This window comes from Paenibacillus sp. R14(2021), from assembly GCF_019431355.1.
In the GTDB taxonomy this organism is placed as follows: domain Bacteria; phylum Bacillota; class Bacilli; order Paenibacillales; family Paenibacillaceae; genus Paenibacillus_Z.
On record NZ_CP080269.1, the window covers coordinates 3,379,728 to 3,401,102 of the forward strand.

Below are 21,375 nucleotides of genomic sequence, written 5' to 3' on the forward strand. Positions count from 1 at the left end.
CGCCCTTTAACTCCCTCCTTGTCCGCTATAGGGACGGCGGCCTCGCCGCCTTCATCTGCTCCGTCAGCTTGCGTCCGGTCGGCGTCTGTGCCAAGCCGCCGAGCGCGGTCTCGCGATGCTCGCCCGGCATTCGGGAGCCAACCTCCAGCATCACGCCGATCACTTCGTCCGCCGGAATGACGCTGCGGACGCCGGCAAGCGCCATATCCGCCGCAGCCAGCGCGTTAACAGCGCCTAAGCCGTTGCGGACGATGCAGGGAACCTCGACAAGACCTGCGACGGGATCGCAAATCAGGCCCAGCGTGTTCTTGAGCGCAAGACCTACCGCATGGACCGCCTGCTCGGGACTGCCGCCGCGAAGCTCGACCAGCGCCCCTGCCGCCATGCCGATCGCAGAGCCGACCTCCGCCTGGCAGCCGCCCTCCGCGCCGGAGATGAACGAATTGTTCGCGATGACGTAACCAATGGCGCCAGCGGCGAACAACCCGTGCACAAGCCGCTCGTCCTCCCAGCCGAACCGTTCCTGCGAGCTGACGAATACCCCCGGTATAATACCGCAGGAGCCGGCAGTCGGCGTAGCTACGATGCGTCCCATCGAGGCATTGATCTCCGATACCGCGAGCGCATACGCCATCGCCTTGCCTGACCAATCCCCAACGGATGATTCACCAAGCGCAGTATACGCGTTCATCTTGCGGCCGTCCCCGCCAACGAGCCCGCTTCGCGACGAGACGCCTTCCTCGAGTCCTTTGCGGACGGCATCCTTCATGACCTTGTAATAGCTCGCCATCTGCCGAAAGATAAGCTCTGGCGAACCGCCCGTCTCTTTCGCCTGCTCGGCCAGCATAAGCTCGCCGAGCGTCAGCGATTCCTTCTCGCAAACTGCCGATAATTCCTTCAGCGTACGAAAACGCATAGCAACAGCCCCTCTAGTTCAAATCGATTATGGACACCAAGCCGACATGAGGCAGGCCGGCAATCGCGGCGAGCAATTGCGGGTCCGGTTTCCGGTCGCATTCCAAGACAGATATCGCCGCCCCGCTTCTCGCTTTGCGGTCGACATGCATCGCGCTGATATTCATTCCGGCGCTGCTTACCGTTCCCGTTATGGATGCAAGCACGCCAATCTCATCGTCATGCGAAATGACAAGCGTCGGATAATAGCCCGTAAAGCCTGCATCAAAGCCGTTGATGGCATGGATCTCGATGTTGCCGCCGCCGATTGAAGCGCCGCCCACTTCGATGGCTGCTCCCCTGCCGCTTACCGCAATTTCGACATAGTTGGGATGCGGCTTTAAGCCCGAGCCTCGCCGAAGCTGAATCTGCAGCCCCGCTCGCTCCGCTTCCGCGAACGCTTCTGGAATCCGTTCGTCATCTGTATCGAAATCAAGCAAGCCTGCGATAAGCGCCAGGTCCGTTCCATGGCCGGCATACGTCTCCGCGAAGGAACCGTAGAGTGTAATGACGGCCTGCTCCGGCGCTGTGCCAAGCAGCTGCCGGGCAGCACGGCCGATGCGCACCGCGCCGGCGGTATGCGAGCTGGAGGGACCGACCATAACAGGTCCAATGATGGAGAACACGTCTTTAAAGCGCATGATAAGCCTCCTATACGAGTCTTCCCGTTCCTGCCGCAGCCTTCGCATGCTCAGCCTGCTCATACGAGCTGCGTACAAGCGGTCCCGCTTCGACATGCGAGAAACGAAGCGCAAGTCCCGCTTCTTTCAGCCCAGCGAATTCAAAGCTCTCGTGCATATATTGCCCAGAATCATGAAGGTAGCCGTGCTGGCTCCTGCACTCGAAGATGTTTGGGCATTTCGCTTCCTCGCAAACGGTATTTAGCCTGCGGCCGCGCACATCATCGCCTTAATTTCTTGAAAGTTCTGCCTTACTTCGCTGAAATGAAAGCCTCGTACTGCTCGGCGCTGAGCAGCTCCTTCACGGCTTCCGCGGCATCTCCGTCCACTTCGACTTCGACAATCCAGCCTTCTCCGTACGGATCCGAGTTCACGAGCTCCGGCGCGTCCAGCAGCGCCTCGTTCACTTGGGTTACTTTGCCCGTAAGGGGACTGAACAGGTCGGATACCGTTTTGACCGATTCGATGGTGCCCATCGGCTGATTGGCTTCAAGCGCAGCGCCGGCTTCAGGAAACTCCACGAACACGATATCGCCAAGCAGGTTTTGCGCAAAATCGGTAATGCCGATTCTAACCAGGCTGCCGCCGCCAGCCGCCGCCCACTCATGCTCCTCCGAATAGCCTAATCCCGCTTTTACTTCGCTCATGTTCAGCATCCTCTCGTTTGGTTCGATTTTGGGTAATTGCTGCAAAGATAGCTCGGTTCGTCAGCCGTCCAATTGCTTATTTCGCCCGTGCGTTGGATGGCATATAGCGCTCGCCAACGACCTAGGCGGATAAATGGACAAAAAAAGACAGAGAATCGGCGTACTGCCGAATTCCCTGTCCTTGGTACCTGAGAGTTTAAGCGGTCAGAATGACCGCCATTACCCCTTTGGTGGCTGTTTGCTCTCTCCAGAGTCGCGTCAGATGGCGGTTCCTTATACCTGAGAGATTAATCAGCCGGCTGGCTGGCCGCTGACTTGCTCCTTCGGCGCCCGGCAGGTGCTGCTTGCAGCGCCGAGTCTCTCCCTACCATCATCATCCGCTTATTCCGTATAACACGCTTAGCTTACCGGATATGAGAATATGGTGTCAATATACATAACATAAAATTTTGATTAAGACGTGGAATTTGTTGACATCATTAACTTATGTCATGTATAAGTTATTTATGACAACCGAATATGCGGATGATGGTAACGGGAGAGATCGCCATATGGAACAGCCGGCGGCGCCGAAGGAGTAAACCTGATCAAAGGTGAATCTCTCAGGCAAAAGGACCTTTATCGGACGCACCTCTGGAGAGAACGTAACGGGATGCTGATCGCCTCCGCGTCGTCACCCAAGGGGAAACCTGGACGCAGCATGACGTTCGGGGCAACTCTCAGGTACAAAGGACAGAGCAAAGAGAACACGCAAAGCAGCTGCCATGCTGCGAACGTTGGCCTTTTTGCTGCTGTCCTTTTTTGTGTTATCGATTATGACGAACTCAAGGGAGGTCCATCCATTGACGAGCGAACTTAAGCGAACACCGCTCTACCCGCTTTATGCCAATTACCCCGGCGCGCGATGCATCGACTTCGGCGGATGGGAGCTTCCCGTCCAATTCTCTGGTATTCAGAAGGAGCACGACGCCGTTCGCACGCAGGCCGGCCTGTTCGATGTCTCTCACATGGGAGAATTCATGGTCACAGGCCATTTCTCCGAAGCGTTCCTGCAGCAGCTGACCACGAACGATGTCGCTAAGCTCCGCGACGGACAGGCGCAGTATACGCTCATGTGCGACCCAAGCGGCGGCGTCGTTGACGACCTGCTCGTATACCGGATTACGGCCGACCAATACATGGTCGTCGTGAATGCGGCCAATATCGACAAAGATTTCGAATGGATGCGCGAGCATCTGATCGGCGACGTAACTCTTGAAAATAAATCCGATGAGCTCGCCCTGCTCGCGCTTCAAGGCCCTCATGCAGCGGCAATCATGGCCTTGGCTGCGGAATCATTCGATTGCGGCACGCTGGCTCCGTTTCATTTTGCCGCGGACGTTTCCGTCGGCGGCGCTGCGGCGCTCGTATCGCGGACCGGTTACACCGGCGAAGACGGCTTCGAAATATACGTGCCTGCCGAAGCGGCGCAGCAGGTATGGAATGCCCTGTTCGAGGTTGGCGAAGCGCATGGACTCGTACCGGCCGGACTTGGCGCACGCGATACGCTTCGGTTCGAAGCCCGGCTGCCGCTGTACGGCCAAGAGCTGTCGCATACGATATCGCCGCTTGAAGCCGGCTTAGGCTTCTTCGTCAAGCTGGACAAAGGCAGCTTCATCGGCCGCGAAGCGCTGCTGAAGCAGAAGGCGGATGGCGTTCCGCGCAAGCTCGTCGGGATTGAAATGATTGACCGCGGCATCCCGCGCTGCCACTATGCCGTCTACGCGCAGGGTCAACATATCGGCGAGGTTACGACCGGAACCCAGTCCCCTACGCTGAAGCGGAATCTTGGACTCGCTTTGATCGAAGCCCAGTTCGCGGAGCTCGGGACCGAGCTTGAAGTCGAAATCCGCGGCAAGCGCCTGAAAGCCGAAGTCGTGAAAGCCCCATTCTACAGAAGATCCCCGAAGGAGTGAGCCGATTGACGAATCTACACCGCTACATCCCCATGACCGAGCAGGACCAAGCCGATATGCTCGCGACGATCGGCGTTCCATCCACCGAAGAGCTATTCCGGGATATCCCGGAGGAGATCCGCTATAGAGGCGTACTGCCGATGTCTTCCTCGCTCGACGAATTCTCGCTGCTGGGACACATGAAGGAATTGGCCGGCCGCAACGCGGATACCGACAGCTATACCAGCTTCCTCGGTGCAGGCATCTATGACCATCATCTTCCCGTCGTCATTAACCATATGATTTCACGCTCCGAATTCTATACCGCGTATACGCCATATCAGCCGGAAATCAGCCAAGGAGAGCTGCAGGCGATCTTCGAATTTCAATCCTATATCTGCGAATTGACAGGGATGGCCGTCGCGAATGCAAGCATGTATGACGGCGTAACGGCATTGTCGGAAGCTGGTGCTCTCGCCGCTGGCGCAACAAAGCGCAAGCAGCTCATCATCTCCCGCACGGTTCATCCGGAAGCCCGCGAGATGGTCCGCACCATGGCTCACGGCCTCAACCTCGATATCGCCGAAGTCGGCTATGCGAATGGCGTGACCGACCTGGCCGCTCTGAAGGAAGCCTTAACTTCGGAGACGGCAGCCGTGCTCGTGCAATCGCCGAACTTCTTTGGCTGCGTCGAGGATCTCGCCGCGATTGCACCGATCATTCACGACGTTAAAGGCTTGTTCGTCGTCAGCACCAATCCGATCTCGCTCGGATTGATCGAAGCGCCAGGAAAGCTTGGCGCCGACATCGTCGTCGGCGATGCGCAGCCGCTTGGCATCTCGCAATCGCTCGGCGGACCGACCTGCGGCTTCTTCGCGGTTGCCGAGCCGCTGATGCGGCGGATGCCCGGACGAATCGTCGGACAGACGACCGATATCGACGGCAAGCGCGGCTTCGTGCTGACGCTGCAAGCGCGCGAACAGCATATCCGCCGCGAGAAGGCGACCTCCAACATTTGCTCAAACCAAGCGCTGCTCGCGCTGTGCGCGTCGATCTATTTGTCCACGATGGGCAAGCAAGGGCTGCGCGATGTCGCGAACCTGAACCTGCAGAAGGCGCACTACGCGTCCGGCCAGCTCGCAAGCCAGAACGGCATTCAACTGCCTTTCTCGGCGCCATTCTTTAATGAATTCGTTATCCAGCTTCCTGAAGGAACATCCGTGAAAGAATTGAACCTGCAGCTGCTTCAAGCCGGCGTGCTTGGCGGCTATGACCTTGGGCTCGCTTATCCCGAGCTGAAAGGCCATATGCTCATTGCCGTTACCGAGAAGCGGACCCGTGCGGAAATTGAAAGCTTTGCAAGCAGACTGGGGGTACTGGCATGAATAAGACGGTAGATACGATGAATGATTCCGCTCAGCATGGAGCCGCCAAGCCGGAGAAGCCGCTTATTTTCGAATTAAGCAAGCCTGGCCGCGTCGCCTACTCGCTTTCAGCCTGCGACGTTCCGGAACTGTCGCCTGATGCTTACATTCCAGCAGAGATGCTGCGCAAGATTCCAGCTCAGCTGCCCGAGGTCTACGAGGTCGATGTGATTCGTCACTATACGGAGCTGTCCCGCCGCAACTTCGGCGTCGACAACGGCTTCTACCCGCTCGGCTCCTGCACGATGAAATACAATCCCAAAATCAACGAGGATACGGCGCGCTTCAGCGGCTTCGCCAAAATCCATCCGTATCAGCCGGAAGAAAGCCTGCAGGGTGCTCTTGAGCTCATGTATACGCTGCAGAACGATTTGGCCGTGCTGACAGGCATGGACCAAGTGACGCTGCAGCCGGCTGCCGGCGCGCACGGCGAGTGGACGGGACTGATGATGATTCGCGCCTACCACGAAAGCCGCGGCGAGAAGCGGACCAAGGTTATCGTGCCGGACTCCTCGCATGGCACCAATCCAGCCAGCGCCACCGTCGCAGGCTTCGAGACGGTTACGATCAAATCCAATGAGCGCGGCATGGTCGATCTGGATGCGCTGCGTGCAGCCGTCGGCAGCGACACGGCCGCCCTTATGCTGACCAACCCAAGCACGCTCGGCCTGTTCGAGGAGCAAATCACGCAGATCGCGCAAATCATTCATGACGCGGGCGGCCTGCTCTATTATGACGGAGCCAACTCCAACGCCATTATGGGCATTACCCGTCCCGGCGATATGGGCTTCGACGTCGTTCACTTGAATTTGCACAAGACGATGAGCACGCCGCATGGCGGCGGCGGCCCGGGAGCCGGACCCGTCGGCGTTAAGAGCAAGCTCATTCCGTACCTGCCCAAGCCGATTGTCGGACGCCGCGAGGACGGCACGTACTTCTTCGATTACGATCGTCCGGAGTCCATCGGACGGGTCAAGGCCTACTACGGCAATTTCGGCATCCTTGTCCGCGCCTACACCTACATTCGCACATATGGCCCCGAAGGGCTGCGTCATGTATCGGAATGCGCCGTGCTGAACGCGAACTATATGATGCACCGCCTTTCCTCCCATTACGAGATTCCTTACCCAGGCGTCTGCAAGCATGAATTCGTCATGTCGGGCCGCGGCCTGAAGCAGTACGGCGTTCGAACACTCGATGTCGCCAAGCGGCTGCTCGACTTCGGCTATCATCCGCCGACCATCTATTTCCCGCTTAACGTCGAGGAGTGCATCATGATCGAGCCGACCGAAACCGAGAGCAAAGAAACGCTCGACGGCTTCATCGATACGATGATTCAGATTGCCGAGGAAGCAAGAACGACGCCGGAGCTTGTCATTCACGCGCCTTACGGCACCGTCGTCCGCCGTCTTGACGAGACGACAGCGGCACGTAAGCCTGTGCTGAACTGCAGCTGTTGATTGCATCTTCCATAACGAAACAAAGGGCCGCTCCCGTAATCGGAGCTGCCCTTTGTTGTACGTATTTAAGCTAGAGACTGCCAATCAGTGAAGCCCCTAAGGAGCTCGCTTATTGGTAAACTTCCAATTCCCACAGGGAGTATCCATACTGCGTATTGCGCTTCATGCCATTAACTTTTACATATCTGGCTTCGGCTGCTTGGAAGAACACATTATCAATGCCGCCGTCTCCGTTCGTCGTGGCATAGACCGTCGTCCAGTTCTCGCCATCCGTGGAAACCTCGATGCTGTATTCCTTCGCAGAAGCGTTCTCCCAGTTCAGGAGCACGCGGCTGATCGAAACGGTACTGCCAAGATCGACGCTGATCCACTGCGGATCGCTGAACGCCGATTCCCAGCGTGTGCTCTTGCTGCCATCTACCGCATATTGACCGCCTTGAAGGGCACCTTCGGATGTAGCCGTTGTTTTGTTGCTTGCCAGATTAACTGCCGGCGTAATCGTCTGCACGACGACGTCGCTGCTGTATCCAGTGGCTTGAACCGTCACTTGATATGGCTTGGCCTCGGTGAACAACTCGGCATTTAGCGTGATTTTGCCCGCGGATACCGTGTACTGGCCGGCAAGCAGAGCCGTGCCATTCAATTCGGCCGCTTGGATCGCGCCGCGCCATGCTTGGTTGTCCTCAAATGTGATTTCAATCGGTTTGCCCAGCATGTTATCCGTGGTGTCCGCCTGCAGTACCGGTCCGGAGAGCGGCGAAGCGGTACCCGCGTACACTTCGAGCTCCCAGAGGGAGAAGCCGTACGGCGATCCGCGTTTAATGCCGTTCATTTTCACGTATCTAGCGCTGACAGGCACGAACGAGAGATCATCGATACCGCCGTTGCCGTTATCGGTGGCATACACCGTCGTCCACGTTTGTCCGTCCAAAGAGACGTCAATCGTGTATGCTTTGCCGTACGCGTTCTCCCAATTCAGGACGACGCGGTTGATCGTTTGGGCAGCGCCCAGGTCGACGCTCATCCATTGGTTGTCTGCGAATGCCGACTCCCAGCGGCGATCCAGTCTTCCGTCGACCGCATCCGCGCTCGAGCGGTGATAATCCGGCGAAGAAGCTGTGGATTTCCCGTATGCGAGATTAAGCGGGTTCGGGTTCTGGTCAGGCTGGTTCGGCTGATTCGGTTGGCTCGGTTGGTTCGGATCCTGCGGGTTCTGATCCGGCTGCTGGTTCTTGTCCGTAACCGCTTGTTGAACGAACGTTTCCGCGTAATCATTGGCTTGAACCGAAATCGTGTACGTCTTGGCTTTGCTGAACACGGATGCGTCGAGGGCGATTTTGCCCGCGGATGCCGCGTACTTATCGGCGCTAATCGTTACGCCGTCGATTTTGACAGCTTCGATCGCGCTTCTCCATGCCGCGTCGTCGTCGAACGTGACGACGATCGGCTGGCCGACAGTTGTATCCGTCGTATCCGCGCTCAATTCAGGGGCGCTCGGCAGGCCGTCTGCGCTGCCATATACCTCGAATTCCCAAAGCGAGAAGCCGTAGTTCGTCGTACGCGCCGTGCCGTTTACTTTCACGTATCTTGCGTTGACCGGCAGGAAGCCGATGTCGTTAACGCCAGGCTTGCCGCTTGTCGTCGCATAGACGGTTTTCCAGTCCTTGTTGTCCGTGGAGACTTCCACCGTATAGCTCTTGCCTGCTGCATTCTCCCAGTTCAGCAGCACGCGGCTGATGACGTTCTCCGCACCCAGATCGACCGTAATGAATTGCGGGTCGCTGAAGTCGGATTCCCAGCGGGTCGTCTTGCTGCCGTCGACCGCGTTCTTGGCTGGCTGCTTCGCGCCGTCCGACGTCAATGTCGGCTTGCGAAGGGCCAGATTGACTGTCGAACTCGTGATGATCGATTGACGAACGGCCGCATTCGCGAATCCTTTCGCTTCGACGGAGATTTCGTAGCTGCCGGCCTCAGGGAACGACGAGCCGTCGATCGTAATGCTGCCCGGCGCCACGCTGTATTTGCCCTCGGCTACCGCCGTACCGTTCACCTTCACAGCCGTGATGGATGTTCTCCAATCTGCGAAGTCGTCGAAACCGATCTCGATCGGCTGGCCTGCACGGTTCGCCGTCGTATCCGCGGTCAATTCCGGTGCATCCAGACTTCCGGCAGGGGTGCCGTAAACTTCAAGCTCCCACAGGGAATAGCCGTAGTTCGTCGTGCGCGCCGTACCTGCTAGTTTCACATATCTTGCGTTCACGGCAGGGAAGGTAATATCGTCGATCCCTTCATGACCGCGTGTTGTTGTGTAAACCGTTTTCCAATCCTTACCGTCCGTAGATACTTGAACCGTATAGCTCTTGCCTGCTGCATTCTCCCAGTTCAGGCGGACATGACTGATCTTGTATTCCGATTTCAGATTGACCGTAATAAACTGCGGATCGCTGAAATCCGATTCCCAGCGCGTATCCGTTTTGCCGTCTACCGCGTAGGAACCTGGGTTTTTTGCCAGCTCGGATGTAACCGTCGGCTTATTCAGCGCCAGGTTCACGGTCGAGTTGGTGATGACGATTTGCTGTACTTCGGCATCCGGGTAATCTGCTGACTGAACGACGATGCTGTAGCTGTTTTCCTCAGGAAACAAAGAGGCGTCGAGCGTGATTTTGCCGGGTTGCATGCGATATTTCGCAGCGTCAATGATCGTTCCGTTTACGCTGACCGCGCTAACGCCGTCTCTCCACTTCTTGATGTCCGCGAACGTAAGCTCGATCGCGCTTCCTACCGTATTTTGCGTCGTATCAGCCGTGATTTGCGGCGGCTTGTTTTGATCCAGATCGGTGACTTTCGTCGGATCGACCTTCACAAGTGACTTGGCGCCGACTTTGGCGGAGCCCGTAATGCCTGCTTCGTTGTGGAACGTAACCGTAATCGGCTCGTTCGTCGGGTTCCAGATCATCGACGAATAGGCGCCATCTTTCTTGTAGACCGTCGCGCCGGACCAGCCGCTTGCCCAAATATCCTGCGTGCGCTGACCAAGCGTTGCCATGTTGTGCACGAACCAGTAGGTATCGAAAATCTCGTTCTTCTGCGTACCTTCGACCGTGAATTTGTTCAGCACGGCCTGCGGGTCGCTCAGCGATTCAATCGGCCAGACGATATGCTGCCAGCCGGTCTCAGGACCTTTATTGTCCTTGACCATGCCGTTGTACAGATCGGCTGCCTTCTGCGGATCGAAGCCGTAGCTCGTCAAGTATTCGCCGGTCGGCAGCCAGTGGATCCCGTAAATGTTAACCGGGTCGCCGCTGAAGAACGTGCCGAAGTTATACGCGCTTCCGTAGACTTGACCGACCGATTTGTGATTAAACGCGGGCAGCCAGTTGTCGTTATCGTAGTTGAACCAGTACTGTTCAACGGCTTTCAACTCCGTCGTGAAGCCGTAAATGGAGATATCGCGCACGGCTTTGTCGCCGGAGAGGAGGCTCCACATGTATTCCCCAACCCAGCCGAACAAGGATTCGCCGGCTGCTTCTTGGTTATTCCCGTTGTTATTGTCTCCGTATCCGCCGGCCCATGAATGGCCTTCATACGGATCGAAGTTGCGCAGGAACGGATAGAGCGGGTCATTCTTCGACGGGTTGGCATAATCGCGAATAAGATGCTCAACCATGCCGCCGTAGTTGTCTTTGAAGTCTTGATCGTAGGTCGCCAGGACCGCGGAAGCAAACACATAGTAACCGTACGTGAAGTGGTGATCCGTCAGGCCCGTATTGGCGCCGAATTCACTGGATTTGTAGTACATCGTGCCCCAGGTCGGATCGTAATACATGAAGTATTCCGGTTCGCCCTTCGTGTAGGTGTACCAGTCGGTCAGAATCGTTCTCAATCTGCCGAGGAACAGATTCTTATAGTTCGTATCGCCGATTTGATCTGCGATCAATACGCCCATAGCGAGCGGATGAAGCACTTTCCCCTGCCAATACGCATCTCCGGACATGATGTTCTTCGATGTCGATTCGTCCAGGAAAGCCAATTGATCTAACAAGGCCGCACGGGAATACGTCGGATCTCCCGGTTCAGTAAACTGGGGAACGATCCCGTAGAAGCGGTCTACCGTCTCAAATGAGTTGCCCTCATGCAGCTTCAGCATTCCCCGAATGGACGGGTACGTCAGTGCCGTCAGCGGCGAAGGCGTCTGCTTCCATTGATGCGGCAGCAGCGCCATCAAGGTTGTCGGCTCCATATCCGAACGCTTCTGATCGATGGTGACATCGAATTTTGTCGTCACTTCGGACGTTTCCTCGTTAAAGCTTGGCGTTACCGTTGTTTTCGCGACGAACGCATACGCATGCTTGTAGAAGTAGTTCAAGTCGCCTGTAGCCGGAAGTGCAGCGACGGACAAATACTTCTGTCCGCTGCCCAGACGGATCTTGATTTTGCCGCCGACTTTCGTAAAGGTAGTGCCTTCAGGCGCGAATACGCCGTAGCTGCGAGTGACCGTCTTCGCTTGCGGAGAGCCGTCCGCGTTCGTGACGGTGAATCCGATGTGGTCCGCCGTCAGTGAAGCGCCTTCGGCAGCAAGGATTGGACTGCTGCTGTCGTCGAAGAACTTCGCCGCAACAGGAAGATACAGCTCAGGCGTTGTTGGATCGCTGAATTCCGAGTACAGATAAGGCGAGCCTTTCACGAACGTCGTCTTCATCTTCTCGATCTCGTTGTCGCTTAACACAACGGTCGCGGACCAGTCGCTGTACCCGGCGATTTTGTTTTTGATCCGGGAAGCGCTGATGTTGCCGGCATTCAGGTAGAAGTCCGGGGCGCCGTCAGCGGCTTGCGAATTGCCCGTATCGTTCACCCAGCCCGCGCCGGGAGTCAGGATGCTCAGGCCTTGGTTCGTATATTTGGATTTGAGGGGCAGCGTAATGAGGCTGTCGCTCAAGTCTTTGATCAAGACGGATTGCCACCAGTCGTTGGAAGCGATCGGCGCCGTGACATTGTCCGTTTTATTAACCGGCGGTCTTGGCTGCGGCATGCTGATATCGCTGGTCAAGTAGCTGCCTTGTCCAACAGGAACCGTAGAGGCCGTTGGCAGCGTAGGAATGGTGTAGGTCGGCTTCGGATCTCCCTGCACGTAATCGTAAACGGAGAAATTAAACAGCGAGTAGCCGTAGCTCGTCGTTCTGCTGATTCCCTTCACTCTTACATATCGGCCGCTCGCATATACAGGCGTGTCCATTAATCCTTCTTTACCGTTCATTTCTCGGTATGTCGTGGTCCAGTTGACGGCATCGTCGGATACTTGCAGATCGTAGATGCGGCCCGCGGCGTTTTCCCATTGCAGCCGGATGCGGCCGATGGTGCGGACGCTGCCCAGATCGACGTAAATCCACTCGTCGCTCGTCTCTTTGGACGACCAGCGCGTATCTTTATCGCCGTCTACGGCATATTCCGGAAGCAGGAGCGGTTTATCCTTACCTGCTACTTGGTAGGAAGATACAACAACCGGTTTTTTGAGCGCAACGTCCGGGCCGAGCACGATCGGCTGCGGATTGCTTCCGCCCGTACCGTACACCTCGAATTCATAGAGCGAGACGCCGTAATTGCCGGAACGCTGAAGAGACAGCATGCGGACATAACGTCCGGAACCAGACAGCGTGATTTTATCTTCGCCTCCGTCGCCGGCAGTGTTCACATAAACGTCTTCCCACTGCGCTTCATCGTCGGATACTTGAATTTTGTAAGATTTGGAGTACGCATTCTCCCAGCGGAGGATGATTTGGTCGATCTTTGCCGTCGAACCAAGGTCGACGTAAATCCATTGCGGATCGGCGCTGAAGGCGCTGCCCCAGCGGGAATCCAGGCTGTTGTCCACTGCCTTGTCCGGCGTCAAGCCGCCTTCCATCGACGAAGCGTAAGCCGCTCCCTCGTAGGAAAGCAGATGAGAAGTGCCGGCGGCAGCCGCGGCCGCCCGAGGCGTCAGCATCGCCGTGTTAAATCCCCCTAACCCCAAGGATAAAGCGATGGATAAAGACGTAATCTGCAAAACTGTCTTGCGCTTGCGTAACAAACGTAAACCCATACCAACGTACCTCCTCGAATGTTGCCCCTATGGGACTGCTGTAACACGTCTCGTCGAAATCTTACAAAAACTCGATTTCTGTCGACTAATCGCAAAATGATTATATGTCCGTGGAAAATAAAAACAATAGGCACTCCTGCCTAATGAGCTGCGATTACGGTAGGGTAATATGTACAATCTGGCATGCCATCCACCCCGATGCCCATTGGTGCCATCCGTGTTATCGACTCTTCTTTTTATGGAAAATAATGCCGGACTGAAGGTTTAGGCAATCGGATCGCTTGGTACGAAGTGCCAGCGTCACGGGCTTTCCCGGGCAGCCGCACGCAAAAAAACCGGCCATGCAGCATGGCCGGTTTTTAACAAGAACAGGTGCCTCCAAAGCGCTGAATCGTCCTCTGTCCATATAGGCAGGATGGACTAGGCAGATAAGAAGAATTGAAAACATTAAATTTTCCTAAATATTCAAAATAGTTATCTGAATTCATCTGAAATCAACCATTAATTATGAATACTCGTCCGTGATTTGTGTGATTACATCGCTTTTCACCGTAATGCCTCATTCCGATGATCTGATCGTCCAATGCCCAGCGGCAGGCTGACCGCCCCTATGAAGACGATACACGCCGCTCCGATTAGCGCGGTCAGGTAGCTGCCGTTACCCGCAATCAGGAGGCCAGCAATAACCGGTCCAATCATCTGTCCTAAGCCGAAGAGGCTGGTCAATAGGCCAATGATCTTGCGATTATTCTGCGGATATAATTCCTTGGCATACGAAACAGACAGCGTCGTTATGCCCATGAACGTGACGCCGAACAGCAGCGCGCCTGCGACTACGCCTGTTGTAGATGGAAGAAGCACCGGAATTGCAATGCCTGCGGACTGCAGCAGCATGGAGAAGGTCAATGTCCATTTCTTCCCCCAACGGGAAGCCAGCATCGACCATCCGAAGCATGAAGGCGCCGCGGCTAGACCAACCAGCACCCAGCTAAGTGATGCTATATTAGGAATGCTCGATACCGTCTTGGCGAAAGCGACCAGATAAGTCCCGGTCACAATGTAGCCCAAGCCTTCCAATCCATAGGCAATCATGAGCCACAGCAGGACCCTGCGAACTGCCGCAGGGTTATATCCTTGGGGCGTGCTTACTGCCTTCTTGAGCGTTGTTCGCCGTTCTCGTAACGAAAACCAGGCAGTCAGCCCTAAGAGCAGACTGACCACACCTAGTCCCTTCCACACATCGCTCCAGTCGCCGTTTCGCGCAAGCAGCGGAACGGCAATCCCGGTCAGCAGAATGCCCGCTCCCACGCCCCCATAGAATATGCCGGCTTGGCGCGCCGATATACGGTCCAGCACGATGCTGGACACGATAACAAATACGACCGCGCTGGCGACGCCCGACAAGAACCGGATCACGAGCCAGGCAGGAAGGCTGTGCAGCTCCCCCATGCCCCATGTGGTTGCAATGCTGACGACTAACCCCGCGAGCAGCAGCATGGAACGGCTTCTAACCTGGATCAGCGTCAGGACTAGCGCACCGATTAAATACCCTAAATTATTGCTTGCGGCCAAATAGCCCGCACCCGCCGCAGAGAATAACAGGTGGTCGATCATGAGCGGCAGAATAGGCGTAAAGGCGAACCTTCCGATTCCCATTACAACCATTAATGCCGTTATTCCACCCAGCAAAACGAGCAGCGTCCGTGTATTCATCCGTTGTTCCTCCAGTCTGTATGCTTAGTATGTTTCATCATCATACAACGATTCAGCCATTTACCTATCATACGGAAACCGGATAGTTGGTATCTCGATATGAGATAGCTACACTGCTGCAGACAACAAGAAGCCAAGAAGCATCCATTTCTGAGCTTCTTGGCTTCGACTAGCGATTCGTTTGCTGGGTTACACTAAGCCGTGCTTCTGATTTCGCAATGCCATCCTGCGGAAGCCTTAGCGGTTAGTGAGTTCCAAAAGCTTTCAAAAAATCCTGCGGCGACTGCAAGCCGGACAGGCTTTGTTTCTCGTTGATGACGAAGAACGGCACGCCTCTCACGCCCAGCTTCTGCGCGCTGCGCTGTCCCGCTTCGACTTGTTCCACGCCTTCGCCGTTAAGCAAACGTGCTTTGAGTTCTGCGGCATCTTCACTCACACCGACCGCGACGCCTATTTTCACAAGCTCGTCCACGCTGCCGATATTGATTCCTTGTTCGAAATACGCCTCATAAATGCTCGCAATCAGTTGATCCTGCAGCTCGGCAGGCGCAATCGCGATTAATTGATGGGATAAGACCGTATTGGGCGTATATTTGATGAGATCCGTATTATACGTCAAGCCGAAATGAGCGCCTGTATCGTTATACTGCTTCATTCTTGCTTCGAATTGAGCGGGTCCGCCTAATCTGCCTGTCATCACCTTCCGATAATCTTCTCCTTCGAGGCGAATGTCGGGGTTAATTTGATACGCATGGTTGCGAACCGTTACCTCCATGCCTTCAGGCAGCTGCTCGAGAGCCGACTGCAGGCTGGTCATGCCCATGCGGCACCAAGGGCAGCTGGTATCCATATATACATCTACAGTGACGTTCTTCATTGTTGCACCGGTTGTACGGTCGTGATATGGCGCACGTAGTCAACCGCGCTTTGTTTCACGCGATCTTCCGCTGCATTGGAGGAATCGCTCACCGAGAAGTGCGGCAGGTAGGAAGCGCTGATGTATTTCACGCTTGCTTCAATCGGACGCAGAATTTCTTCCAGCGTGAAGCGGTTGAAGCCTGCTGCTGTATACGATTCAGCCGTACCGTACGTGGAGATGGCAGCGCCGAATTGCTTGCCTGCTGTTTTCGTGCCTTCCGGACCGAACGCCCAGCCGTATTGCAGGACCTCATCGAACCATTTCTTCAAGAAAGCCGGCGTGTTGTACCAGAACAGCGGGAATTGGAAGATAATGCGGTCATGCGCTTCAACCAATTGCTGCTCTTTCGCAACATCGATGTTTTGATCCGGATATGCTTTGTACAGTTCGTGAACCGTGATATCGCCATGCTTCTTCAATTCTTCAACCCATGCTTTGTTCCATGTCGATGTTTCGATGTTCGGATGCGTTACGATTACGAGTGTTTTCATTGTTTTAATCTCCATTCGGTTTGGTTTAGTTTTTGGTTTGAAAAACGGAATATTCTTCATAATAAGCTTTTTAAGTGTCATTCTTATGCTTGCACCGGTTTTACAGTCGTGATATGACGCACGTAATCAACCGCGCTTTGTTTCACGCGATCTTCCGATGCATTGGAGGAATCGCTCACCGAGAAGTGCGGCAGGTAGGAAGCGCTGATGTATTTCACGCTTGCTTCGATCGGACGCAAAATTTCTTCCAGCGTGAAGCGGTTGAAGCCTGCTGCTGTATACGATTCAGCCGTACCGTACGTGGAGATGGCAGCGCCGAATTGCTTGCCTGCTGTTTTCGTGCCTTCCGGACCGAACGCCCAGCCGTATTGCAGGACCTCATCGAACCATTTCTTCAAGAAAGCCGGCGTGTTGTACCAGAACAGCGGGAATTGGAAGATAATGCGGTCATGCGCTTCAACCAATTGCTGCTCTTTCGCAACATCGATGTTTTGATCCGGATATGCTTTGTACAGTTCGTGAACCGTGATATCGCCATGCTTCTTCAATTCTTCAACCCATGCTTTGTTCCATGTCGATGTTTCGATGTTCGGGTGTGTAACGATGACGAGTGTTTTCATTGATATAATCTCCATTCGGTTTGGTTTAGTTGCTTGCTTGGAAAAATGCGGCGTTCTTCATAAAAATACTCTCTTGCTTCTTAACGATCGGTCCGCCTTGCTCAGAGACCCGTTTCACTTCAATCCATTCCGGATCAGCGCGGAAACGCTCATAGTTCAAATTGCGCGCATCCATATCGTCGTGCTCGACGACGTAATACAGACGGTTGTTCACTTCCTCTGCATCTTCCCAAAACAGCGTTATTCTCATATCGTGTTTTGCGAATAATGCAATGACATGATCCCGAAACCTATCCCGGATTGTCTGCATCTTGCCTGGATGAACATCGTAAATACGCAGTTCGTACAGCATGTCTTCTCTCCTCCAATTGGTGTGAATTAGCCTTGGAAAAACGCTGCTTTGTTCATATACACGACCTCGATACTCTCATGCAGCTGGCCGTCCTGCTCGGTTCTTTCAATAACCTTATGCCATTCGGGATCGGCCATGAACGCCTCGAAATTCCGCTCCCGAGCTGCCATATCGGGGTGCTCAAGCACATAGTACAAACGATCCTTCGATTCATCTGCATCCACCCAGAAATTCGTTACCTTCATGTTATGCTTTGCAAAGAGATCAATCGTATCCTCGTTAAAACGATCCAAAATGGCTTGCAAACGCCCAGGCGCCACTTGATAAATCCGTAGTTCATACAGCATGCTGTCAACCTCCTCCAGCTATCGTTATACGCAGTGCGGCTGCTTAATAAGGTCTTGGTTCTTACGCGTGCCTTACCATTTACCTGCGCTTTGCCCGCCATCCACATGAAGAATTTCTCCAGTTACGAACTTCGCGGATTCTAGATAAAGGATTGCATCGATGATATCCTCTGTCTCTCCCAGCTGGCCGATCGGCTGGAATCCAGCCAAGAACGAATGGTTCTCCACCGCATGCATCGGCGTTTTGGTAACGCCAGGTGCGACAGCGTTCACGCGAATACCTGTACCCGAATATTCAAGGGCAAGCGATTTCGTTGCGGAGTTCAAGCCGCCCTTGGTCAGTGCCGTCAATGCGGCCGGCATCCCTTTAATGGACTGTTCGGCACCGCCGCTGGCCGTAATATTAATGACATGCCCCGAACCCGCCTTCTGCATTTCAATAAGCGCCAGTTGAGTAACCAGGAAGAAACCTGTCACATTGACAGCCATAATCGATTCATAATCGTCTGCAGTGAATTCTGTGAACGGCTTCGAAATGAAAATACCTGCGTTGTTCAGCAGCGTATCGATTCGCCCAAAACGTTTAATCGACTCGCCGATCAAACGTTCGGCAACCTTCAAATCCGAAATATCGCCGGCAACATACGCAACATGAGCACCTGTCGGATCGATTTCTCGTGCTGCCTCTGCCAGTGCTTGCTCACCGCGGCCGTTAATGACGACGTTAGCGCCTCGTTTAACCAATTCAATTGCTGCTGCCTTACCGATTCCGCTGCTTCCGCCTGTAATAACGACTGCTTTGCCTTGTAAGTTCATTGTTATCCTCCTATTTAGCTACCTTCTAAAAGGTAGATGTTATCTTAAAAAAGATCCGCTTCCTCTTATACAGCTAAAGCGGATAGTAAACCTTCGGCAATACGATCATACCTGCTGGCATCCCGGAAGCTCTTCGCAAGCAATTGCCCGCCTTGAAGTGCTGCAAGAAACAGATGGGCCTGCACATCGGCAGTGCCTCTAAACTGCAATTGCCCTTCACGCCGTCCTTCGTCCAGCACACGTTCCAACCAATCCAGGTTAGCTTTGAATAACTCGGCCACCCCTTCCCCAGCTTTACCCGATAAGGTAGACAGATCCGTGGATAGCATGACCCCTAAGCAAGTACAATAATCTTGGACCGGGCCGCGGTACAGCAATATGAATTTGCGCAGCCTCTCCAAATTGTTCTCCGTCTCGGCATCAAACTGTTCGGCCATTGCCTCGAATTGTCTGCGATACCGAATGATCAGCGCTTCACCCAAATCCTCCTTATTAGGGAAATGGTAATGAATGCTGGCCGTACGTATGCCGACCTTCTCCGCGATGTGCGCGTAGCTGAATCCATTGAATCCAACATCCTGCACAATAGCCTGAGCAGTATCCAAAATCAACTCGGCTGTGTTCTTGTTATTGTTCATGTTGTCATTCTACCTTCTAATAGATAGCTTGTCAACTTCCACAAATCGGATGCGTTTGCGTTGCCCGTTGTACCCATTATAACCTCCGCTGCTGCCCGCTATTCGAATAGCAATCCATATCACACTTCGTTACGCTTAAATTAACGCCAACTAAACATAACATTAGCGCAAGGCCGGATGCAAGGCTAAGGCTAAGATATAATTGCCAGCTTGTCCGAGGACGCTCCTGTGTCAACTATAGCCCATTTCGCTTTATGGCTGACAATCGTCAAGCCTGCTCGATGCGAGTTATGCGCTAATTTCCTATGCAAAATCAGGTCATGTATGACAAAAAAATCGGATACATGGTGCCCCCTCGTTAGGAGCACGATGCATCCGGGCGACGCTGCAGTCCCGTCTTCGAAGCCTGCGTGACGGGCTTATTCTTTGACGCCTCCCAGCGCTACGCCAGCGATAATATAACGGGATAACAGGAAGTACACCACGAACAGCGGCAGCGCCGTCAAGGCCAGACCCATATAGATGGAGCCGAACTCCGTCTTGTAAATATCGCCGCGAAGCAGGCTGACCATGATCGGCATCGTATATTTATCCTTCTGCGTCAGCAGGATCAGCGGCATGAACAGGTTGTTCCAATTCGCCACGAAGGCAAAAATCGCCTGCGTTGCCACTGCCGGCATCATCAAGGGCAGAATGATCCGGTTGAATGTGTAGAATTCGCCGGAGCCGTCCACGCGCGATGCTTCCACGATCTCCATCGACAGCGTTGCGAGCAGGTATTGGCGCATGAAGAACACCACCGCAGGCGCAGCGATCGCGGGCAGAATGAGCGGCAGGAAGCTGTTGGTCCAATGCAATTTGTACATGAACTGATAGAAGCCGATTGCGCTTGCCTGGGATGGAACCATCATCACGCACATAATGAAGGTAAAGAACGGCTTACGCAGCTTCCAGTTGTACGTCACAAGCCCATAGGCCGCCAAGGAGGAGAAATAGACCGTGCAGAGCGTTGCAAACGTAGAAATAAGGAGCGAATTCATGAACCCTCGAATGGGATCGAAGCTCTTGTCGAGGAGCACATGCAGGTTGCTCATAAGGTGCATGGATGGAAGCAGCGAGAGACCGCTTTGAATTTCCGGCGTGGAGCGCGTTGCGTTCACGAACATGATCCAAAACGGAAGAATGCTGAGTAAGGACAACGCAATGCAGACGATATAAATGATCGTTTTGTTTATCTTTCGATTGACGGTTCCGCTTCTCTGAACGTTTGCCATGGGTTACACCTCACTCGCGGCCGCTTGGGCAGCCTTTCCGTTTCTTTGCTTCAACTTCTCTGCTTTCTTCAATCTTGCCTCGTCGCGGTCGCGCATTAGGTAGAACAGCAAGCCCGACAATAGCGCCGCGATTACGAACATGATCATGCTCGCCGCTGCAGCGCGATTATACATATAGCTGCCCTTGAACGCTTGCCCGTAGATAAACATGGACGTGGTAAGCGTAGAGTCATCCGGACCGCCAGCAAGGAATAGCTGCGGAATATCGAACATGGTCAGACCGCCGATCATCGATGTAATCAGCGTGAACAGTAAGATCGTACGGAGGCTCGGCAGCGTGATGCGGAAGAAGATTTGAACCCCGTTCGCGCCGTCGATCGCCGCGGACTCGAAGAGCGCGGGATTGATGCCCATAACGCCTGCCACTAGGACGATCATGGTGTTGCCGTACCACATCCAGAACTGGATGAACGCTACAATGCCTCGCGCCGTCGACTTGTCCTGAAGGAAGAAAATCGGAGCGTCCGACCATCCCAGCATTTGAAACAAACTGTTAATAGGGCCCATCGGGTAGGCAAACAACGTGCTGAACAGCACGGCAATCGTACTCGCAGTGATAATATTCGGCATATAGAGAAGAACCTTGAACACGCCTTGACCCTTCAAGTTGAGGCGCCTATTCGTGAACCAGGCCGTGAGCAAGAGCGCGAGAACGATTTGAGGAACGAAGTTAACCATCCAGAGCAGCCCCGTGTTAACGAGGGACTTCCTGAACGAGGCGTTGTCGAAGAGAAGGTCTTTAAAGTTTTGGAACGGGTTATCCATGATATGAATCGGTTTCGGTATTAATCCCTTCATGTCGGTGAACCCGATAACTGCCGTGTATAGAATGGGATACAGCGAGAAAATCAGAAACGCTAGGACGAACGGGAAGGTAAAAATGTAACCGTATTTCGAATAATTGACACCTTTGCGGCGCATGCGCTCACCTCGTTTATGGATAGGAAGGAGCGGGATAACGCACCCGCCC

18 protein-coding genes, 1 pseudogene and 2 riboswitches are annotated in these 21,375 nt (G+C 54.3%); of the genes and pseudogenes, 3 read left to right on the top strand and 16 right to left on the bottom strand.

Annotated features, from left to right (window positions below; genetic code table 11):
- Positions 1–25: 25 nt before the first annotated feature.
- From sdaAA to gcvH, 5 genes and pseudogenes are all read right to left on the bottom strand, one after another.
- Positions 26–916 carry an L-serine ammonia-lyase, iron-sulfur-dependent, subunit alpha gene (gene sdaAA, locus KXU80_RS15675; RefSeq protein ID WP_219834198.1) on the bottom strand — a complete coding sequence of 297 codons (891 nt, stop codon included), beginning with the start codon at positions 914–916 and terminating at the stop codon, positions 26–28.
- 13 nt (positions 917–929) lie between these two features.
- Positions 930–1,595, bottom strand: a complete 666-nt coding sequence (gene sdaAB, locus KXU80_RS15680; RefSeq protein WP_219834199.1) for an L-serine ammonia-lyase, iron-sulfur-dependent subunit beta — start codon at positions 1,593–1,595, stop codon at positions 930–932.
- Between the two features lie 10 nt (positions 1,596–1,605).
- Complete coding sequence (locus KXU80_RS15685; protein ID WP_374987811.1) at positions 1,606–1,752, bottom strand: hypothetical protein; 147 nt, start codon at positions 1,750–1,752, stop codon at positions 1,606–1,608.
- A pseudogene (locus KXU80_RS28480) lies at positions 1,740–1,880 on the bottom strand (lipoyl synthase); the annotation flags it as partial. The pseudogene KXU80_RS28480 and the gene KXU80_RS15685, both read right to left, overlap by 13 nt.
- A gap of 5 nt (positions 1,881–1,885) precedes the next feature.
- Positions 1,886–2,281 (bottom strand): glycine cleavage system protein GcvH, encoded by a 396-nt coding sequence (gene gcvH, locus KXU80_RS15690; protein WP_219834200.1) that lies wholly within the window; start codon positions 2,279–2,281, stop codon positions 1,886–1,888.
- A 257-nt stretch (positions 2,282–2,538) separates the two neighbouring features.
- Positions 2,539–2,657, bottom strand: a riboswitch (glycine riboswitch).
- A 149-nt stretch (positions 2,658–2,806) separates the two neighbouring features.
- Positions 2,807–2,909: riboswitch (glycine riboswitch) on the top strand.
- A 214-nt stretch (positions 2,910–3,123) separates the two neighbouring features.
- Here gcvH and gcvT point away from each other — a divergent pair.
- From gcvT to gcvPB, 3 genes are read left to right on the top strand one after another with little or no spacing between them, the layout of a single operon-like run.
- Positions 3,124–4,236 (top strand): glycine cleavage system aminomethyltransferase GcvT, encoded by a 1,113-nt coding sequence (gcvT, locus tag KXU80_RS15695; protein WP_258171027.1) that lies wholly within the window; start codon positions 3,124–3,126, stop codon positions 4,234–4,236.
- A gap of 32 nt (positions 4,237–4,268) precedes the next feature.
- Positions 4,269–5,600 (top strand): aminomethyl-transferring glycine dehydrogenase subunit GcvPA, encoded by a 1,332-nt coding sequence (gcvPA, locus tag KXU80_RS15700; protein ID WP_219839067.1) that lies wholly within the window; start codon positions 4,269–4,271, stop codon positions 5,598–5,600.
- A 17-nt stretch (positions 5,601–5,617) separates the two neighbouring features.
- On the top strand, positions 5,618–7,099 hold the full coding sequence (gene gcvPB, locus KXU80_RS15705; protein ID WP_374987790.1) for an aminomethyl-transferring glycine dehydrogenase subunit GcvPB: 1,482 nt from the start codon (positions 5,618–5,620) through the stop codon (positions 7,097–7,099).
- A gap of 109 nt (positions 7,100–7,208) precedes the next feature.
- On the opposite strand, the gene KXU80_RS28100 is transcribed toward gcvPB, so the two are convergent.
- From KXU80_RS28100 to KXU80_RS15780, 11 genes are all read right to left on the bottom strand, one after another.
- Entirely contained in the window at positions 7,209–13,175 is a 5,967-nt protein-coding gene (locus tag KXU80_RS28100; RefSeq protein ID WP_258171028.1) for a galactose-binding domain-containing protein, read from the bottom strand.
- Between the two features lie 546 nt (positions 13,176–13,721).
- On the bottom strand, positions 13,722–14,888 hold the full coding sequence (locus KXU80_RS15735; RefSeq protein WP_219834205.1) for a YbfB/YjiJ family MFS transporter: 1,167 nt from the start codon (positions 14,886–14,888) through the stop codon (positions 13,722–13,724).
- A 244-nt stretch (positions 14,889–15,132) separates the two neighbouring features.
- Positions 15,133–15,765, bottom strand: coding sequence for a DsbA family oxidoreductase (locus tag KXU80_RS15740; RefSeq protein ID WP_219834207.1), 633 nt, complete (start codon positions 15,763–15,765; stop codon positions 15,133–15,135).
- The gene (locus KXU80_RS15745; protein ID WP_219834208.1) at positions 15,762–16,298 is read right to left on the bottom strand and encodes an NAD(P)H-dependent oxidoreductase; all 537 of its coding nucleotides are present in this window, start codon (positions 16,296–16,298) and stop codon (positions 15,762–15,764) included. Before KXU80_RS15745 ends, KXU80_RS15740 begins: the two co-directional genes overlap by 4 nt.
- Before the next feature lie 83 nt (positions 16,299–16,381).
- Positions 16,382–16,918 (bottom strand): NAD(P)H-dependent oxidoreductase, encoded by a 537-nt coding sequence (locus KXU80_RS15750; protein WP_219834209.1) that lies wholly within the window; start codon positions 16,916–16,918, stop codon positions 16,382–16,384.
- 25 nt (positions 16,919–16,943) lie between these two features.
- Positions 16,944–17,270: an NIPSNAP family protein gene (locus KXU80_RS15755; protein ID WP_219834210.1), complete on the bottom strand. Its 327-nt coding sequence runs from the start codon at positions 17,268–17,270 to the stop codon at positions 16,944–16,946.
- 26 nt (positions 17,271–17,296) lie between these two features.
- A complete protein-coding gene (locus tag KXU80_RS15760) occupies positions 17,297–17,617 on the bottom strand; it encodes an NIPSNAP family protein (protein ID WP_219834211.1) in 321 nt (106 codons plus the stop codon).
- 72 nt (positions 17,618–17,689) lie between these two features.
- Positions 17,690–18,433: an SDR family NAD(P)-dependent oxidoreductase gene (locus KXU80_RS15765; protein WP_219834212.1), complete on the bottom strand. Its 744-nt coding sequence runs from the start codon at positions 18,431–18,433 to the stop codon at positions 17,690–17,692.
- 65 nt (positions 18,434–18,498) lie between these two features.
- A complete protein-coding gene (locus KXU80_RS15770; RefSeq protein ID WP_219834213.1) occupies positions 18,499–19,071 on the bottom strand; it encodes a TetR/AcrR family transcriptional regulator in 573 nt (190 codons plus the stop codon).
- A gap of 419 nt (positions 19,072–19,490) precedes the next feature.
- A complete protein-coding gene (locus KXU80_RS15775) occupies positions 19,491–20,345 on the bottom strand; it encodes a carbohydrate ABC transporter permease (RefSeq protein WP_219834214.1) in 855 nt (284 codons plus the stop codon).
- A 3-nt stretch (positions 20,346–20,348) separates the two neighbouring features.
- Entirely contained in the window at positions 20,349–21,326 is a 978-nt protein-coding gene (locus KXU80_RS15780) for a carbohydrate ABC transporter permease (RefSeq protein ID WP_219834215.1), read from the bottom strand.
- Positions 21,327–21,375: the final 49 nt, after the last annotated feature.

Coding starts and splice junctions, on each gene's coding strand:
- sdaAA (WP_219834198.1), bottom strand. CDS start 916: ATGCGTTTTCGTACGCTGAAGGAATTATCGGCAGTTTGCGAGAAGGAA.
- sdaAB (WP_219834199.1), bottom strand. CDS start 1,595: ATGCGCTTTAAAGACGTGTTCTCCATCATTGGACCTGTTATGGTCGGT.
- KXU80_RS15685 (WP_374987811.1), bottom strand. CDS start 1,752: ATGCACGAGAGCTTTGAATTCGCTGGGCTGAAAGAAGCGGGACTTGCG.
- gcvH (WP_219834200.1), bottom strand. CDS start 2,281: ATGAGCGAAGTAAAAGCGGGATTAGGCTATTCGGAGGAGCATGAGTGG.
- gcvPA (WP_219839067.1), top strand. CDS start 4,269: ATGACCGAGCAGGACCAAGCCGATATGCTCGCGACGATCGGCGTTCCA.
- gcvPB (WP_374987790.1), top strand. CDS start 5,618: ATGAATGATTCCGCTCAGCATGGAGCCGCCAAGCCGGAGAAGCCGCTT.
- KXU80_RS28100 (WP_258171028.1), bottom strand. CDS start 13,175: ATGGGTTTACGTTTGTTACGCAAGCGCAAGACAGTTTTGCAGATTACG.
- KXU80_RS15735 (WP_219834205.1), bottom strand. CDS start 14,888: ATGAATACACGGACGCTGCTCGTTTTGCTGGGTGGAATAACGGCATTA.
- KXU80_RS15740 (WP_219834207.1), bottom strand. CDS start 15,765: ATGAAGAACGTCACTGTAGATGTATATATGGATACCAGCTGCCCTTGG.
- KXU80_RS15745 (WP_219834208.1), bottom strand. CDS start 16,298: ATGAAAACACTCGTAATCGTAACGCATCCGAACATCGAAACATCGACA.
- KXU80_RS15750 (WP_219834209.1), bottom strand. CDS start 16,918: ATGAAAACACTCGTCATCGTTACACACCCGAACATCGAAACATCGACA.
- KXU80_RS15755 (WP_219834210.1), bottom strand. CDS start 17,270: ATGCTGTACGAACTGCGTATTTACGATGTTCATCCAGGCAAGATGCAG.
- KXU80_RS15760 (WP_219834211.1), bottom strand. CDS start 17,617: ATGCTGTATGAACTACGGATTTATCAAGTGGCGCCTGGGCGTTTGCAA.
- KXU80_RS15765 (WP_219834212.1), bottom strand. CDS start 18,433: ATGAACTTACAAGGCAAAGCAGTCGTTATTACAGGCGGAAGCAGCGGA.
- KXU80_RS15770 (WP_219834213.1), bottom strand. CDS start 19,071: ATGAACAATAACAAGAACACAGCCGAGTTGATTTTGGATACTGCTCAG.
- KXU80_RS15775 (WP_219834214.1), bottom strand. CDS start 20,345: ATGGCAAACGTTCAGAGAAGCGGAACCGTCAATCGAAAGATAAACAAA.
- KXU80_RS15780 (WP_219834215.1), bottom strand. CDS start 21,326: ATGCGCCGCAAAGGTGTCAATTATTCGAAATACGGTTACATTTTTACC.